The sequence below is a fragment of the Xanthomonas sp. NCPPB 4467 genome, from assembly GCF_041475665.2.
GTDB lineage: Bacteria > Pseudomonadota > Gammaproteobacteria > Xanthomonadales > Xanthomonadaceae > Xanthomonas > Xanthomonas dyei.
The window spans coordinates 1,043,553-1,061,131 of sequence record NZ_CM191260.1 but is presented as its reverse complement, the minus strand read 5'-3'; the positions used below and the strand labels follow the sequence as shown (position 1 = coordinate 1,061,131).

Below are 17,579 nucleotides of genomic sequence, written 5' to 3'. Positions count from 1 at the left end.
TCGATTACCAAAATGCCTATTCAGGTAATAGGTAGGCTGCCGTTTAGCTCCCTCCCCGCCCGGCGCGGCCCTGGGCACTTGCCCGTATAATCGGCGCAATCCCTTTTCCGCTGCCTCCGGCCTCGGCCGGCGGACTGCCTGCGTCCACGGAGCCCCCATGTCGCAATATATCTACACCATGAACCGCGTCAGCAAGGTGGTCCCGCCCAAGCGGCAGATCATCAAGGACATCTCGCTGAGCTTTTTCCCGGGCGCTAAGATCGGCCTGCTGGGCCTGAACGGCGCGGGCAAGTCCACGGTGCTGAAGATCATGGCCGGCGTGGACACCGATTTCGAGGGCGAAGCCCGCCCGCAGGCCGGCATCAAGGTCGGCTACCTGGCCCAGGAACCGCAGCTCAACCCTGAGCACACCGTGCGCGAAGCTGTGGAAGAAGGTGTGGGCGATGTGCTGCAGGCCCAGGCCGCGCTGGATGCGGTGTATCTGGCCTACGCCGAAGAAGGCGCCGATTTCGACGCGCTGGCCAAGGAACAGGAACGCCTGGAGGCGATTCTGGCCGCCGGCGATGCGCACACCCTGGAAAACCAGCTGGACGTGGCCGCCGATGCGCTGCGCCTGCCGCCCTGGGAAGCCATCGTGGGCAAGCTGTCCGGTGGTGAAAAGCGCCGCGTGGCGCTGTGCCGCCTGCTGCTGCAGAAGCCGGACATGCTGCTGCTCGACGAACCGACCAACCACTTGGACGCCGAATCGGTGGAGTGGCTGGAACAGTTCCTGGCGCGCTACACCGGCACCGTGGTGGCGGTGACGCATGATCGCTACTTCCTGGACAACGCCGCCGAGTGGATCCTGGAACTGGACCGCGGCCGCGGCATTCCGTGGAAGGGCAACTACACCGACTGGCTGACCCAGAAGGACGAGCGCCTCAAGCAGGAAGACAACCAGGAAAAGTCACGCCAGAAGGCGATCCAGAAGGAACTGGAATGGTCGCGACAGAACGCCAAGGGCGGCCGCACCAAGGGCAAGGCGCGTCTGGCCCGCCTGGAAGAACTGCAGTCGGTGGATTACCAGCGCCGCAACGAGACCAACGAGATCTTCATCCCGCCGGGCGAGCGCCTGGGCAACTCGGTGATGGAGTTCAAGAACGTGTCCAAGAAGTTCGGCGACCGTCTGCTGATCGACAACCTGTCGATGATCGTGCCGCCCGGCGCCATCGTCGGCATCATCGGCCCCAACGGTGCCGGTAAGTCGACCCTGTTCAAGATGATCACCGGCCAGGAAAAGCCCGATTCCGGCGAAATCGTGGTCGGCCCCACCGTGCAGCTGTCCTACGTGGACCAGAGCCGCGATGCGCTGGAGGGCAACCACAACGTGTTCCAGGAAATCGCTGGCGGCCTGGATATCCTCAACATCAACGGTGTGGAGATTCAGTCGCGCGCCTACATCGGCCGCTTCAACTTCAAGGGCCAGGACCAGCAGAAGATGGTCGGGGCGCTCTCCGGTGGTGAGCGCGGCCGTCTGCACATGGCCAAGACGCTACTGCAGGGCGGCAACGTGCTGCTGCTCGACGAACCGTCCAACGATCTGGACATCGAAACGCTGCGTGCGCTGGAAGATGCGTTGCTGGAGTTCCCGGGCAACACCTTCGTGATTTCGCATGACCGCTGGTTCCTCGACCGTATCGCCACGCACATCCTGTCGTTCGAAGGCGACTCGCATGTGGAGTTCTTCCAGGGCAACTACCGCGAGTACGAAGAAGACAAGCGTCGCCGCATGGGCGATGACGCGGGCCCGAAGCGTCTGCGCTTCAAGGCGTTGAAGTAAGAGGTTTTACGTGTTCACGATCAGGGCGCCGCTAGGCGCCCTTTTTGTTTGTGGGGTTGGGGGCGGCGGGTGTGGATGAGTCGCATGGCGTGTGGCGTGTGGATGCGGTATGCGTTAGTGCACGCAACGTTTGGGGGTTACGGCGCGTCTGGGCGATTGAAGGTGCGTTCGCTATGATTGGGGCATCACTGGTGGTCGAGGGCGCGATGCCCTTGCCGCTTCCGGGACACGCCGTGAATCCGTCCGTGGAGGCTCGGTGGCGGCATCCATGCCGCCACACGGTCCCGAAACCGGCAAGCGCATCGTGCCTGTCGCGTCGGTCTAGGACTGGTCGAATCGAGTTGCGCAGCGCGACCAAAGGCCGCGGTGCGCGATGAGTATCTGCGCACTACGTTGGCGAAGCATAGCGATGCATGCGCTACACAACGTGCGTTAGCCACAGAACTACGCCTGGTCAACGCTGAGCAGGCAGCGGGCGTTGCCGCGCGTCATACGCGCGATCACTTCGGTCCGGCAGCGCCTACGTAGGTGCCCGCGCACGAATGACCCAACGCGCTACAGATCGTAGGACAACACGTCTTCGAAGCCGAAGGTGTCGAAGTTTTCGATACGCGAGGGATACAGGCGACCAACCAGGTGGTCGTATTCGTGCTGCACGACGCGTGCGTGGAAGCCTTCGGCCTCGCGTTCGATCGGGCTGCCGTCGGGGGCGAAGCCGCGGTAACGGATGTGGCGGTAACGCGGGATCACCGCGCGCAGGCCGGGAATCGACAGGCACCCTTCCCAGCCGTTTTCCATCTCGTCCGACAGTGGCTCGATCTGCGCATTCGCCAAGGCCGTGCGCGGTACCATGGGCGCGTCCGGATACCGCTCGCTGACTTCGAAGCCGAACACCATCAGTTGCAGGTCCACCGCGATCTGCGGAGCGGCCAGACCGACGCCGCGCGCGTCGTCCATGGTCTCGAACATGTCGGTCACCAAGGCATGCAACTCGGCACTGCCCAGGTTGGTCACCGGTGGCGCCACGCGCAGCAGGCGCTTGTCGCCCATGCGGATAATTTCGCGAATCATGTCGATGCTCCTCAAAACGATACGGCGATCTTAGAACGGCCAACACACGCTAGCGAGCCACCGTCAGTCAGGTATGGAAGGCGCTCACCCGAGGTTACGAGTGCCACGTGTCGCTTACTGGCACCGGCTGCGCCTGGCTGTGGTCAAACAGGCGCGTTGTTGGTCGCTCTCAGTACGGCAGACGCAGTGCGGGCAGCACTGCAGCATGACCACGATCGCTGTAGCGCCAAGGTGCCAATCCGACAGACCTGGTGGTCGCGCAACTGTTCATTGCATGTTTATTAGTGCGTGCTCTCAGCGCGGCAGGCGTGGTGCGGAAGCGGTGCGGTGCATGAGGGCGATCGCTGCGGCACTCAGGCACAGATCCGCCGACCGGTCTCGTCCAGCACGGCTTCGCCGTCTTCCTTGGCGAACGCACTGGTGGCCGGAGGCAACAGGTCGAGCACCTGCTCGGATGGGCGGCACAAGCGCGTCCCCAGCGGCGTCTGCACGAACGGGCGATTGATCAGATCGGGTGCGCAAGCATCGCGCTCAACAGTGCAGCGTCCTCCAGCGCGGGATTGTCCAATCCCAGTTCCAGATACGGCATGCCCTTCTGACGCATGGCATCGCGCACCGACAGGCCGGCATCGGCAATCAGCGATTGCAACGTCTGCCGGCTGGGCGGGTGCTGCAGGTAGTCGACGATCTGCGGTTCGATGCCGACATGCCGGATCAGCGCCAGCGTGTTGCGCGACGTGCCGCAGGCGGGGTTGTGATAGATGACGGCGTGCATGCGTGACCTGCTCGGTTCGATGGATGCGTGTTTCGCTGCGATCATTGACGATCGTAGCGCTGTGCAGGACGCGCAGTGTACGAGTGGACGTGTCGAGCCCGCACACGCACGCCTGCGCTTTCATGCGGGCCTGTCTGCTTGCCCGCTTCGGCCTATCGCGGTGCTGGCTGTTGGTTTCTCACTGCTGGTCGGTGGCTGCTGCTTGCCGCTCGCAGGCATTGGGTCGGCGGTGTCGACTGCGTCGTCGCGGCGAAATCCTGACCCACTCCCACGGAGCAGGAACGTACGGCGCGCGCGACTGACGCGACTTGCCTTGGTACGTCCGCGCCACCCGCACGGCCGAGGCGAGGAGCGAGATGGAGCTGCGCGCGCAACCATCTTGGTGAAGCGAGGTCCAGGAGGCGCGGCCCGCCCCTGCCCCCTCCCGGCCGCTTTCTCCCTGGGAAACAGGGAGCTCGGCGATCTGCCGCACACCGTCGCCAGGGCGTCAGATTTCTGGCCAAAACGTCCCAGGACCGCCACAGATTTCCGAAAAGCATCGTGACGCAAGCACGAGGCTGACGTTTTCAGGACATCTGTTCGCATTCAGCGCGCCAACTGTCAAAAGATTGACACACATCACGGATTCATGTTTCAGTCATGAACAGACTGAAACGGAAGTATCTCCCGAACTCCGGTGTGTCGCACGGCGTTCTTTCTGCGGTTGGACCCAAGGAAATCCCAACGATGATGAGCTTTCGCAAGCCCGGATGGATGCTGTCCGGTGTGCTGTGTGTTGCCTGCCTGCCGGCTGCTGCGGGGGCGCAGGACGTCGCCGCCAGCTCCAAGGTCGGCATCGATCCCGTCACCGGAAAGCTGCGCCCGCTGACTGACGCCGAGAGTGCGGCGCTGGACCAGCAGGCCGGCTCCGCCGCCCGCAGTGCGGCGACCCGCACGACCGTGCCGCAGACCGAGGCGGCCGCACGCGCCACCGAGCGTCGCCTGCCCAACGGCACCGTGGCGCGCAAGTTGCCGGCCACGCAAATGAGCTCGCTGACCGCGACCCGCCAGGCCGACGGCCGCATCGTGATCGAGCACAGCGACGACGCAGACACCCAACCCGCCCACGCCGAGCACGGAGCGCTGCCGCATGAATAAGCCCTTGTTGCTGTTATCCCTGGCCGTGGGCGCGGCGCTGGCGCCGCTGCATGCATCCGCTGCCAACGTCACGCTGATCAATGGCGATGCCGGCACCGTGGTCGGGTTGAACGACCCCACCGCCGCCGCCCCATTGGGTGGCAATCCCGGGCGGTCGGTCGGCGAACAACGTCGCATCGCCTACCAATACGCCATGGACCTGTGGGGCGCGGTGCTGCAGAGCAACGTCGAAATCAAGGTGTATGCCTCGTTCGCACGGCTGACCTGCACCGCCACCGGCGGCACCCTGGGGCAGGCCGGCCCGAACTGGATCGTCAACAACTTCCCCGGCGCCAAGGCAAATACGCTGTATCCGTCCGCGCTGGGCGATGCGATCGCCGGGCAGGACCTGGTGCCCGATCCGGCCGATCCGGCCGACGTGTTTTCGCAGTTCAACGGCGATCTGGGCAAGGACGACTGCCTGGCCGGTTCGGGCTGGTATCTGGGCCTGGACGGCAAAACCCCGGAAGGCCAGATCAACTTCCTCAACGTGGTGATGCACGAGATCGGCCACGGGCTGGGCGCTGCGGGCTTCCTCAACAAGACCACCGGCGTGCTCGGTTCGGGCAGCGGCCTGACCGACGTCTACACCTCGCAGGCCTTCGATAACGTGCAGAACAAGCGGTTCGACGACCCGACCATGACTGATGCCTTGCGCGCCGAAGCGATGCGCACGCCAGGCCGCACGGTGTGGGCCGGCACGCGCGTCAACCGCGAGGCGGCGTTGATCCTGGACCCGCGTACGCTGCTGCAGGTCAGCGCGCCAGCCGCTGCGGCTGGAAAGTTCGAAGTAGGTTTTGCCAGCTTCGGGCCGTTGGCCAGCGCCGGCAACTTCCCGGCGCGCGCAGTGGTGACGGTCAATGACGGCGTTGCCGCCGCATCGGCCACCGATGGCTGCGAAACCCCGTTCGTCAATGCGGCCGAGGTGGCCGGCAAGGTGGCGCTGATCGACCGCGGCACCTGCGCCTTCGCCATCAAGGTCAAGAACGCCCAGCTCAACGGTGCGGTGGGCGTGATCGTGGCCAACAACGCCGCCGGCGTGCAGACCATGGGCAATGCCGCGCCGCCGATCACCGACATCACCATTCCGGCGATCATGGTGTCGCAGGCCGATGGCGCACGACTCAAGGGCGCCACTGCGGTGGTGGCCGGCCTGTACGAAGACCCGGACCTGCTGCAAGGCACCGACAGCGCCGGCCGCACACGGTTGTATGCGCCCAGCGTGGTGGCCGGGGGGTCGACGTTCTCGCACTTCGACACCGATCTGCAGCCCAACGCGTTGATGGAACCGTTCGATACGCCGGAAGTGCAGGCGCATCTGAACGTCGACCTGACCCCGGCGCTGTTTGCCGATATCGGTTGGACCGTGAACCGTGGCCTGACCCGGCTGGGCAACTGCAGCACGCTGGTGCCGACGGTGGAAACCGGCGGTCTGATCGTCGGTGCGAACCTGACCGCCGAGAGCAGCCTGTGCAAGACGCAAAATGCCGGTAACCGCTTCGGTTATCTGACCTGCATGAACGATCACATCCGCGAACTGGAAGACCAGGGTGCGATCAGTCGCCTGCAGCAGGCCGCCACGTTTATCTGCGCGACCAAGGTACGCCCGTAATCCAGGCGTAGACGATCAGATGTCATGCGAACGGCGCCGCGAGGCGCCGTTCGTTTATGCGTAATCAGCTGTGTACTGGATGCAGCAATGTGCGTCGATGCAGTGCGCGCCATCGCACCTCGACGTGGCGCAGAGCGATGCACTGCGTCTGCGCAACGGCTACAGCCACTGGCCTCGTTAGGGAGGCTCTGCACAACGCGTCCGCGTGTTTTCGATCAACACCGTTGGCAATTTTCACTACGCGCACGTGTTAGATGTTCAGCAGGGAAGGCCGCCGCGTTTGAGCGACATCCCAGGCCTCGTCATGCCGCGCATTGTTCAGCCCTTCCTTCGCTCACACCACGCGTTGCCGTGCCTCACCGATCTGCGGCATACGGCGAGGTCAGCACCTGCGGGGCGCGGCCCAACGCGGCGCCCAGGCGATCCATCACAAAGCGCAGATAGAGATTGCTGCTGAACTGGTTGTAGTCGCGCGCATTGTTGAAGGTCATGCGCCCGCCCAGGAACAACTGCGGGGCCACCTGCCATTCGGCTGCGCCACTGAGGTTGTAGGACACGCCAGTGCGGCTTTCGCCGGCATACACCGGATCGGTGTAGCGGTCGACCAGGCCGAGCAGCGCCGCCAGCGATGCGGCATCGTAGGCGGCCTGTTGCAGGGTCGGGTCGGTGGGGAAATACGGCGTGGGGTCGGTCTTGAAATGCTGCACGCCGACGCTGGCATCGACCTTCCAGTTGACGCTCTGCCCGGCGCTGCGCCCGCTCCAATGCACCGGGAAACCGAGGTCCACATAGTCCTGCGGGCTGAAGTAACCGCCGTGGCCGTACGTAAATCCACTGAGGTTCTTGTCGTACTGCATGGCGGTCAGATTGACGCCGGCGGTCAGCGACTGATGCTGGGTTTCCAACGCATGTACGTAGAAGCCCAGGTCGGCCTGGCGGTGGTCGTTGTCGGCCACGTTGTTACCGATCAAGCGGTGCGCGGCAAGGTTGGCATACCCACCGAGCAGGCCGTTGTCGGCGGTGGCCGAGAGCACGATGCCGTTGCTGGTGACGCCGCCCCATTCGCGGCCGCTGCGCGCATCCTGCGCACCGGCGAACGACAGCACGCTGTCGGTGACCGCGCGCCGCGAGGCATCGGCCGACCAGCTCACCGTGTCGCCGATCTCGCCGCGATAGCCGACGCCACCGACGACGTTCTGCTCCTGGAACCCGATCGGCGTGCTGCCCACATCGGCGCTGAAACCACCATTGCGATAGCGCACGCCGACACCCACGCCGGTATCGTCCTGGCTGAGCCGGCGCGCACCGTTGCCGGTGGCGGCCATGCTGTTGAGCGTGGCGGCCAGCGAAGTGGGCGTCTGCTGCGCGGCAGCGGTGCTGCTGGCCAATGCCTGCAACGCGGCACCGTCGCCGGCGGCCAGCTGTTCGCTGATGGCGGTGTTGCTGAGGATGTCGCGCGCCAGCTGCGCGATCGGCGTGTTGGACGCGTTGACGCTGAGCAGATATGCCGGCAGCGGCTCGTTGGCCAGCGCGGCCAATGCCGCCGGCGTGCTGTTGTTGTTTTCGGTCAGCAGCTCGCCGAACAAGCCGGTATTCAAGGCATAACGGCGCAGGCGTTCGCGTGTGGCGACATTGTCGCCCTGGGTGGCGAGCAACTGATACACCGACGAGTTGGTCAGCGTGTCGATCGGGCTGCGGTCGGCGGCAAGCGCGTCGTTGACTGCCGTCTGCGGGCCGGCGCCGAAGCGGCTGGCGGTGGCGTAATCGGTGGTCAGCGTGCCGGCATCCACCACGGTGGGCGTCAGCGTGACGCCGAGCTTGCCTTCGCCCACCGCGAAATCGGCCTGTACCGGCATTTCGATGTCGTCCAGCCGGCCAAGGCCGTCCTCGCCATCGCGCGAACGATACAACGCGCCACCGGCGAGGTTGTCGCTGTTTTCCGATTGCACGGCGCGCAGTTCGTCGAGCACGCTGTTGCCGCTGCTGGGCGCGCGCGTTTCTTGCGCGGCAACGCTACGCGAAGGAGCGGTGTTGTCCGGCACGAACGCGGGAGCGCTGCGTGTGGGCAGGCGGGTGCGGCTGTTGGGCGCCGGCAACAACGAGGGTGCGGCGCTGGCGCTTACCGGCTGCGGCAGCGTATCGACCGGGTTGCCGGTGTAGGCATCGACGGCTGCGGCGGTGGCGAAGCGTGCAGTTGCCGGTTGGGTGGCGGCCGGCGAGTCGAGTGCGACATCGGCAAATGCGTTACCCGCCGGCATGCGCTCGGACAGCACCGCCGGCGAGCGCGGCATGGCGCCGGTCATGCCGGAGAACGGATTGAGCGGCCGGCCGGCCGAGGCGACTACCGCCGGGCCACGTGCGCCCGGCAGGCCGTTGTCGAGCTGACCGGCCTGGCGCTGCTGCGCGGCCAGCGATGCGCGGAAATACTGCTCGGCCTTGCGGTTCTTGCCTGCGCTGCGATACACGCGGCCGGCGGCGGCGAGCACGTCCGGCGATTCCGGCGCCTGCGCCAGCGCGCGCTGCAGATAACTCTCGGCGTTACGCAGATCCGATTGCGCGGCGGCGCTGTTAGCCGCGGCGGTGAGTGTGTCCAGATCGTTGGGGTGGCGCTGCAGGATCTGCTGATAGATCGCCAGCGCCTGGCGCTGATCGCCGGCGGCGGCATACAGCCGTGCCAATGCCGCCTGGGCGTCGCGGTTGTCCGGTTGCTGGGCCAGGATCGGCGACAACGCGTCGTAGGCACCTTCCAGATTGCCGAGCTCGCGCAAGGCATCCACCTGGCGCAGCGTGTAGGCGCTGCGCAAGTTTTGATAGCGACGCAATTGTTCCGGCGTCATGGTGGTGGATTGCAGCTGGCGCAGCACCGCCGACAACTCGGCGTCCTGACGCGCACGCAGTAGCACACCGGCATATTGCAGGCGGTCTTCGGTGCGCGGATTGGCGCCGGTGACCAGCCGCTGCGCCAGCACCAGCGCGCGCGAGGCATTGCCGGCGTCGGCATGCGCGCCGGCCAGGGCGGCCAGCAATTGCGGATCGTCGAGTTGGTTGCCCAGGGCGGTTTCGGTACGTGCGAGCAACTGCTGCGCCTCGCCCACCCTGCCCTGCTCCAACAGCAACCGCGCCTGACGCGCCTGCAGTTCGATCCAGGCGTTGGTGCGCAGCTGGGTCATCTCCGGCGTACGCGCTGCGGCAGGGATCCGATCCAGACTGTCGTACGCGACCTGCCAGTCGCCGCTTTCTTGTGCGAGCAAGGCGTTGGCGTGCAGCGCTTCGGGTTGGTCGCCGTGCACGGCAAGCAGGCCATCCATGACGCTGCGCGCCTGATCGGGGCGGCCGGCCTGTTGGTACAGGCGGGCCAGATCCAGGCGAATCCAGGCATCGCCGGGGCGTTCGACCATGGCCGCTTCCAGCTCGGCCTGCGCGCTGACCGTATCGCCGGCCTCCAGCGATTGCCGCGCGCGGGCGCGCTGCACATTGGAACGCAACAAGGCTTCGCCACCGGATTTGGCGCGCTCGGCGGCCGGCAGGCGATTGAACAATTCGCTGGCTTCGGACATGCGGCCCTGACGGCTGTATAGCCCGACCAGACCCTGCAAGGCGCCGGCATTATCGGCATCGCGCGACAGCGCCTTGCGATAACTGGCTTCGGCCGCAACCGGGTCGCTGGCGCTTTGCAGACCGCCCAGCGCGGCATGGCCGGCCGGCTCGTTGGGCAACAACTGCACCGACTGCTCCACCAGCTGGCGTGCCTGCGCGATGTCACCGCGTGCGCGTGCGGCCTCGGCCTGCTGCAGCTGTTGCCAGTAGCGCGCGCTGTCCAGCGCACCTTTCCATTTGCCATTGCTGGCAGCGGCCGGGCGCAGCAGTTCCTGCGCTTCGGCAAAGCGTTGCTGACGCAGCCGCACCGAGCCCAGGCCGCCTAATGCGTCCGGGTCGCGCGCACGGGCGCGCAGTACCTGTGTGAAGCGCTGTTCGGCCGCGCTCAGAGTGCCGGCATTGAGCGCGCGAAAGCCCTCGGCCAGCGCGATGCCGTTGGGATCGGCGGGCGCAGCGGCAGCGGCCGTGCGTTGTTCGCGCAATTGAGCGAGTTTGGCGGTCACTTCCGCATCGGCGGGGGTACCGGCCAGAAATGCCTGATACAGCGGTGCATCGGCGGTGCTGGCGTTGAGCCACAGCAGCGCCTGGCGCCAGCTGGTGCGCGCCGGGCCGCCCACATCGGCGCGTTGGGCCAGCGTGCGCAATTGCGCGATGCCTTCGCGACGGGTGGGTTCGCGATAGCTCAACACCTGGGCCAGCGCCAGCTGCACGGACGGGTTGGCCGGGTCGCTGGCCTGCAGCGTGCGCAGACCATCGCGCGCACGCTCCCAACCGGTCGGCGTGCCGGCCAGCGATTGGTAGTACTCCAGCGCAAGCGTCGGCGGCGGCGCCTTGCCGGCAAACACGGCCTCGTAGCTGCGCGCAGCTTCCACATAACGCCCGGCCGCGGCGGAGCGGCGTGCGTTGCGCAGGTTGGGATCTTCGCCGGCAGTGGCGCTGCCGCGCGCACCGATCGCCACGCGCAGGCGCTGCGCCTGCGGCGATTGCGGATGTGCGGCTTCGAGCTGCTGCAGACGCTTGCGCGCCTCCGACTGACGGCCCTGCGCCAGATCGATCTGCGCCAGGCCAAGCAAGGCGTCGGGCTGGTCCGGGTCGATGCCGAGCAGCTTTTTCCAGGTGTCGGCGGCCAGATCGTCGCGTCCCTGGTCGTGCCAGTAATTGCCCTGCCCGACCAGTTGCTGGGTCGCGCTGGTCTGCGCGTGCACCGGTGAGACGAGCAGGCACAGGTCGATCATGCCGGCGAGGTAGAGCGGGGTCAGGTTTTTGCGGAGCATGCAGGCGTTCTCCAGGCGGGCAGCAGGCGCCCGTCTGCGGCAAAGCGGTAGCGGTTCTCAAGCCAGCCCTGTCCGAACAGGGCCAGCGTGCGTTCGAAATACGGCAGCGCGGCGGCAGCCGGTGTGGCGGCGAGTGGAATCCGCTGCGCCTGCGCCTTGAGCAGCGCGGGCTGCCGCAGCGCGCTCAGGTACGGCAACAACGCGGCGGAAAAGCCCACCGGCACGGCGCCGGTGCCCACGCCGCGCGCGGTGTCGATCTTTTCGGCAAAGCCGGTGCCCGCGGCGAGCAGGTCGGACGGGCCGGACAAATCCTGCAGCAACTTGGCGCGCAGCGGCTCGCCGGCGTCCAGCATGCCGGCCCACAGATACACGCGGATGGCATCGTAACTGCCGAGATTGCCGCGCTTTGGATCGGCGCCGAAGGCCTTGCCGTCCCACAGCGTCCAATCCGGCGCAAAGCCGACCGGCGCACTGTCGTGCAGCACGCGCGCGGCGTTGGCGGCGATCGCCGCCCACGGCCCCTTAGGGTCGGCGTTGGCACAGCGCCGCAACACCTGGATCGGCAGATAACTGGGATTGAGCGTCCAGCGGCCCGGCTCGACAAATCCGCTGCGGCCGGGCAACAACATCGGCCCCAGGCCGGGCAGCGCCGCCACTTCCTGCGTGCGCATCAGTTGCAGGATCTGCTGGCCGGCCTTGCCGTAACCGGGGCGGTTCCACAGCCGGCCGGCTTCCAGCAAGGCGTAGGCGATCCACAGCTCGCCATCGCTGGCGGTGTTGGCATCGAGCACGCGCCACTCGCCGCTGCCATCGCGGCCCCACAACCAGGCCGGCAAATTGAGATCCGGGCGGCCGCCGCACAGGTTGTGCCTGGTCCAGCCCAGCACCTTGTCGAACAGCACCTGGTCGTTGGCCACCAGCGCGAAAAACAGCGCGTACGACTGGCCTTCGGAGGTGGAGCGTTGATCGGCGTTGAGGAAGTCCACCACCCGGCCATCGGGCTGGATGTGCTTGGACACGAACGCATTCCACAGCGGCCAGGCGCCGCACTGTGCCGGCGCTGCCGTCGCGCCGGCCGGCAACAGCGCGGCCAGCGATGCCAGTGCGCCTGCGCGCAGCAGGCGGCGGCGCGTCATGCCATTGCCGCGCGCGCGCGCGTTCATGCGCCGTGGCCGTCGTTGAGGCGCTCGGCGGTGTGCCGGCGCAACAGCACGCGCGCGGCCAGGGCCAGCAGCAATGCCAGCAGCACCACGGTCAGGGCCAGCCACACCGGGTGATGCGAGAAGTACCAGCGCAGCCAGGTCGGCAGCGGCAAGTGGCCCACGTAATAGGTCTGGTTACCGACCAGGCTGGTGACCTTCTTCTGCTGCAGCAACACCACGCTGCCCTGGAAATCCTTGAGCAAGGCCGGGTCGAACCAGGCATTGAACAGGCGATTCATGTTGGCCGGGTCTTCGGTCTGAAACGCGACCACGCTGCGGCCGGATTTCAACGGCGATTCGAAGCCCATCAGCAGCACGTCGTCGGGCTGCGGCTGCAACGCGATGTCGGTGGTGGTCGGCAGGTCGGTACGGCGCGCGTCGAAGGACAGGAAGCCGGGCAGTTTTCCGAACAGCCAATCGGTCAGGCCGATGCGGCGGTTCTGCCCATCCTGGCCCACCGGCAGCTGCGCACGCCATTGCTTGAACAGCGGCTGCGACTCGGCGCTGCCCAGCAGCAACAGATCGCGATCGGCGTGTTGCTGCACCGCGCTGGCGGCGATGATCTGCGCATGCAACGCCGGGTAGCCGGTGGACGCACCGAACCGGCCGAGCAAGGTCAGCACATTGCCCAGATCCTGGTCGCCTGGATTATTGGGCAGCACGATCGCCGATTCGGACAGATCGGCCAGCCGCGTGAACGGGTAGCCGGCATTGGCGAACGCAGCCAGATTCGGCATCGCCATGTAGTGGTCGAAACCGCTCAGGTCGATGGTGGAATCGGCATCGATGGCGCCGGACACATCCGGGAAGGTGTTCTTGCAGGCCTCGCCTTGCGGGCGATCGAAAAAGAAGTGGAAGCGCAGCTGGCTATTGGCCGAAAACGCGCCCACCGGCAGTTTCAGATCCTGATGCACCGGCATGCTGCCGCGCGTGCCCAGGCTGTTCCACCAGCGCATCGGCGTGGACTCGGCGAACGGGCGGCCGGTCAGCGGCAAGGTGGTCACGAACGATTCGTTGATGCTGACGTTGAGCGCGGACTTGTTGTCCTCTTCCGGCAGCGTATAGCGGTATTTCAGCGCCACCGGAATGCCGTCGCGCTCCCACACGAACAGGTCCGGCGGCAGCTGCAGACCGACCCGGATCAGGTCCGGGTGATAACCGGTGACGTTGAGCGCGCCGGCCTGGGTGACCAGGTCGCCGAAACGCACCGGATGCTCGCTGGAAATCCATTTGGGCGCGTCGTAGGGCCGACGCGGCGTCGGCGCGGACATCTCGCCGATCCGCGCCACCGCACCGGTCAGCGGCGCGCGCAGCGCCAGCGCGGTGGCCGCGCGTTGCAGATCGTCGGTGTTGCGGCCGAGCACCAGCAGCAGCTTGCCGTTGGGATCGGTCGGGTTGACCACCACCGCAACCGTCGGCCCGCGGATATCGGCCACGCCGCTGTCGGCAGTGGCGAACTGCGCAGGCAAGGTAGTGGGCGTGGCGAACACCACGGCATTGCCGGTCGCCGGCAAGCTGCTGGTCGAGGCAGGGAACACCGCGCCGCGATAGCCGGCCAGGGTGCCAAACCACGACGCCACCGTGCCGGCCGCCTGCAACGTGGCCATGTCCGGCTGCTGCGGGAAATAGAACGGCAGCTCCAGCCGCCGCGTATCGCGCACATCGAAAAACGGCACCGGCAGCAGCGCCAGGTTATTGGCCAGCGCCAGCGGCGTGGTGGTCAACGACAGGCTGGTGGCCGCATCCACATTCGCCCACAGGCTGCTGTGGTCAGGGTCTTCGCACTCGCGCGTGTAATGCCCGATGAGTTGCAGGTTGAGCTGGTTGTAGTCGGTGATCAGCCGCGGGTCGACCGGCAGATCGGCCGACAACAACTTGCCGGCGTTGGCTTTGTCGGTGGGCAAGGTCGCAACGGTCACGCCGTTGATGGTGACTTTGACGTGCGACAGGTCCGGCAGCAGCGACGGCGAGTAGCTGTATTTCAGATTGAGCGTGGCAGCGGTGACGATCTCGTCGCTGCGCACACTGAAGGGCACGCCGGCACTGCCCTGCACGCCGCGCAAGGTGATTTCGTAATCGATCCCCAGATCGCGCAGCGTGGCCACGCGCGCACTGCCAGCCGGCAGCGGTGCGGGCGTGGCAGGTGCCATTGCGGTTGCAGCGGCGTCGGCAGGCGCGGCGGGCGCGGTCTGTTGCGCCTGCGCCAGACCGGCCAGAAGCGTGAGCGCGCAGGTCAACACGGCCGGGGACATTCGCATCAGTTGCTTCTTGGCAGAGAAAAGGGAAACACCATGCATCACGCTCACGACTCCAGATCCACCGCGCGCGCCGGGCGGAAGCCCTGGCGCGTGCTGTCCACCATATGCCGACCCAGGCGCCCGAATCCGCGCGCACTGGCGGCCAGCACCTGGCCCATCGAGCGCCAGAACGAATCGCGATCGTGCTGGCCCCATTGCGACAACCAGATATCGGCACGCGCAAAGGTGGACGCCACCAGCCAGCGTTCCTGTTCCATCGACATCTGCGTGAACTGGATGCTGACCTGACCATCGCGGTCCTGCCGCACCACGGCCGGCAAGGTCTGCTCCACACCGCGATGACTGAGCCCGATCTGCACCGCCGAGCCGGGTTCGATCGGCTGCGGTTGCGCGAGCTTGATCGCCATGCCGCCGGTGGAAAAATTCACCGAGCGGCAGGCCAGCGCGCCGCCGTCGGGCAGGTACAGAGTGACCGGGACATCCAGCGGCACCCGGTGCGCGCTGCGCACCTGGCGGGTTTCGCTGGCGGTGGCGATCGTGGCGCCCAGCAGCACCATGTTGTAGAGCGTCCAGGCCAGGTTGAACCAGATCGTCTGCTGCTCGCCGCTGCCGCCGACATAGACCAGCCGCAGCACGCCGGCCACCACGCCGGCCACGTTGAGTAGCAGCAGGAACAGATACGGCTTGGCGATCTGCGCATCGAAATAACTGCGCGCCACCAGCCCGCCCTTGGGCGTAACGTTGAACTTGCCGAGCTTGGGATTGAGCAAGGCCACCAGCGTCGGGCGGAAGATGTACCAGGCCAGCGTGGTCTCGTAGACCTCGTTCCACAGCAAATGCCGGAAGCGGCTCTGCACACGCAGATTGGTCAGATTGGCCTGCAGGATGTGCGGCAGCGCGTAGGCCAGGATCATCAATGCCGACGCCTGGATCACATGCGCGCCGAAGAACAGATACGCCAGCGGTGCGGTGAGATAGATGATGCGCGGCAAGCCGTAGAAGAAATGCAGCATCGCGTTGAGATAGCACAGCCGCTGCGACAGCTTGAGCCCGCGGCCGAGCAACGGATTGTCGATGCGCGCGATCTGCGCCATGCCGCGCGCCCAGCGGATGCGCTGCGCCACATGCCCGGACAGGCTCTCGGTGGCCAGACCCGCTGCCTGCGGCACTGCCAGATATGCGGTGCGATAGCCGCGACGCTGCAACTTGAGCGCGGTGTGCGCATCTTCGGTGACGGTTTCCACCGCCACCCCGCCAACCTCTTCCAGCGCGGTGCGCTTGATCACCGCGCACGAACCGCAGAAGAACGTGGCATTCCATTGGTCGTTGCCATCCTGCAACAGGCCGTAGAACAGCTCGCCTTCGTTGGGCACCTTGCCATGCGTATCGAGGTTGCGCTCGAACGGGTCCGGCGAAAAGAAATAGTGCGGCATCTGCACCAGCGCCAGCTTGGTATCGCGCAAAAACCAGCCCATCGCCACCTGCAGGAACGAGCGGGTCGGGATGTGGTCGCAATCGAAGATGGCCACGTATTCGCCGCTGCATTTTTTCAAGGCGGCGTTGATGTTGCCGGCCTTGGCGTGCGCGTTGTTGGTGCGGGTGACGTAGTTGATGCCGACCTCTGCACAGAACTCGCGAAACTCGTCGCGGCGGCCGTCATCGAGCAGATGGATGGTGATCTTGCCGGCCGGCCAATCGATCACGCTGGCGGCCAGCACGGTGGTGCGCACCACCGACAACGGCTCGTTGTAGGTGGGAATGAACACGTCCACGCTCGGCCACAGGCTCTGATCGGCTGGCAACGGCACCGGCTTGCGATTGAGCGGCCACAGCACCTGAAAATAGCCCAGTACCAGGATCACGAACGCATACAGCTCCGCACCGAGCAGGCCCAGGCCGAGGATGAAATCCACCGCGCTGCCCACGCCCATGGTCTGGGTCATGCGCCACCAGATGTAGCGGCACGACACTGCCAGCGACATCCCCATCATCATCAGGATGACCACCCGCCCGCCACGGTTGCGCACCGCCAGCGCCACTGCGAACAGCACGCCGGAGAACACCAGCTGCTGGGTGACATCCATCGGCACTGCCACCACGAACACCAGCAGCAACGCGCCCAGCAACCACAGCGCCCAGGTTGCCAGCGTGGGCAATGGTGATGCGGAACGAAGGCGGGAAGTGGTCATCGGGCAATCCTGGGAACGTGGCAGACGTGCGGCAACGCAGCGGCAAACGCATCACGCGCTTGCCGGGCCTCACGGAAGGGAGCGCTCAACGCGAGCGCAGGCGCTGCAGCGGGCTGTGCGCAGCGCTGCGCGCGTCGGCCTGCAGCAGGCGCTGGAACAGCTGTTCCAGCGGCGTCTGCGCCGGCCGCTCCAGCGACGGCAGCCCGCGCGTGCCAGGCTCATCGCGCTGGCGCAATTTGCGTAGCGGCGCCAGCGCATCGTCGAGCGATACGTTCGCTGTCTGGTCGGTAAGCGCTGCTGCGTGCATGGCGGACGACGGCTGGGCAGCAGACGACGCGCCTGATGTGGCCGCTGCAGCTGACGTTGCTATTGCTGAGGTTGCTGCCACTGCCACTACCTGCACCGGCGCGACCACAGCCTCCAGCGCAACCGGCGCGGTCTGCAGCGTTGCCGGCGCCTCGGCGGGCGTCACGCCCGGTTGGCGCGGCGGCAGCTGGGTGTAGGCAAAATCGTGATATCCCTCGCTCGCCTGCGTCCCCAGACGCGCGAACAGGCCCGAGACATCGTCGTGCCCCGGCGCGTTCTTGGTGTTCTTCGGTGCCATCA

9 protein-coding genes and 1 pseudogene are annotated in these 17,579 nt (G+C 66.3%); 3 read left to right on the top strand and 7 right to left on the bottom strand.

The annotated features are described in order from the left end of the window. Positions 1 to 157: 157 nt before the first annotated feature. The gene (gene ettA / locus ACCQ06_RS04490) at positions 158 to 1,819 is read left to right on the top strand and encodes an energy-dependent translational throttle protein EttA (protein WP_104615807.1); all 1,662 of its coding nucleotides are present in this window, start codon (positions 158 to 160) and stop codon (positions 1,817 to 1,819) included. Positions 1,820 to 2,374: 555 nt separating this feature from the next. On the opposite strand, the gene def is transcribed toward ettA, so the two are convergent. Then, entirely contained in the window at positions 2,375 to 2,890 is a 516-nt protein-coding gene (gene def, locus ACCQ06_RS04485; protein ID WP_104615806.1) for a peptide deformylase, read from the bottom strand. 353 nt (positions 2,891 to 3,243) lie between these two features. Next, a pseudogene (gene arsC, locus ACCQ06_RS04480) lies at positions 3,244 to 3,665 on the bottom strand (arsenate reductase (glutaredoxin)). A 726-nt stretch (positions 3,666 to 4,391) separates the two neighbouring features. On the opposite strand from arsC, the gene ACCQ06_RS04475 reads away from it, so the two are divergent. Together ACCQ06_RS04475 and ACCQ06_RS04470 are read left to right on the top strand one after the other, a co-directional pair. After that, positions 4,392 to 4,802, top strand: coding sequence for a post-PEP-CTERM-1 domain-containing protein (locus tag ACCQ06_RS04475; RefSeq protein WP_104615804.1), 411 nt, complete (start codon positions 4,392 to 4,394; stop codon positions 4,800 to 4,802). Further along, complete coding sequence (locus ACCQ06_RS04470) at positions 4,795 to 6,453, top strand: PA domain-containing protein (RefSeq protein WP_104615803.1); 1,659 nt, start codon at positions 4,795 to 4,797, stop codon at positions 6,451 to 6,453. Before ACCQ06_RS04475 ends, ACCQ06_RS04470 begins: the two co-directional genes overlap by 8 nt. 356 nt (positions 6,454 to 6,809) lie before the next feature. On the opposite strand, the gene ACCQ06_RS04465 is transcribed toward ACCQ06_RS04470, so the two are convergent. The 5 genes from ACCQ06_RS04465 to ACCQ06_RS04445 form a co-directional block, all read right to left on the bottom strand. Further along, on the bottom strand, positions 6,810 to 11,324 hold the full coding sequence (locus ACCQ06_RS04465; protein ID WP_316690341.1) for a cellulose biosynthesis protein BcsC: 4,515 nt from the start codon (positions 11,322 to 11,324) through the stop codon (positions 6,810 to 6,812). Continuing rightward, positions 11,306 to 12,487, bottom strand: coding sequence for a cellulose synthase complex periplasmic endoglucanase BcsZ (gene bcsZ, locus ACCQ06_RS04460; protein ID WP_104615801.1), 1,182 nt, complete (start codon positions 12,485 to 12,487; stop codon positions 11,306 to 11,308). The genes ACCQ06_RS04465 and bcsZ overlap by 19 nt, the downstream gene beginning before the upstream one ends. Next, positions 12,484 to 14,784 (bottom strand): cellulose biosynthesis cyclic di-GMP-binding regulatory protein BcsB, encoded by a 2,301-nt coding sequence (bcsB, locus tag ACCQ06_RS04455; RefSeq protein ID WP_316690337.1) that lies wholly within the window; start codon positions 14,782 to 14,784, stop codon positions 12,484 to 12,486. The genes bcsZ and bcsB overlap by 4 nt, the downstream gene beginning before the upstream one ends. Before the next feature lie 44 nt (positions 14,785 to 14,828). Next, complete coding sequence (gene bcsA, locus ACCQ06_RS04450; protein WP_316690335.1) at positions 14,829 to 16,973, bottom strand: UDP-forming cellulose synthase catalytic subunit; 2,145 nt, start codon at positions 16,971 to 16,973, stop codon at positions 14,829 to 14,831. An 85-nt stretch (positions 16,974 to 17,058) separates the two neighbouring features. Continuing rightward, positions 17,059 to 17,577, bottom strand: a complete 519-nt coding sequence (locus tag ACCQ06_RS04445) for a hypothetical protein (protein WP_316690333.1) — start codon at positions 17,575 to 17,577, stop codon at positions 17,059 to 17,061. Positions 17,578 to 17,579: the final 2 nt, after the last annotated feature.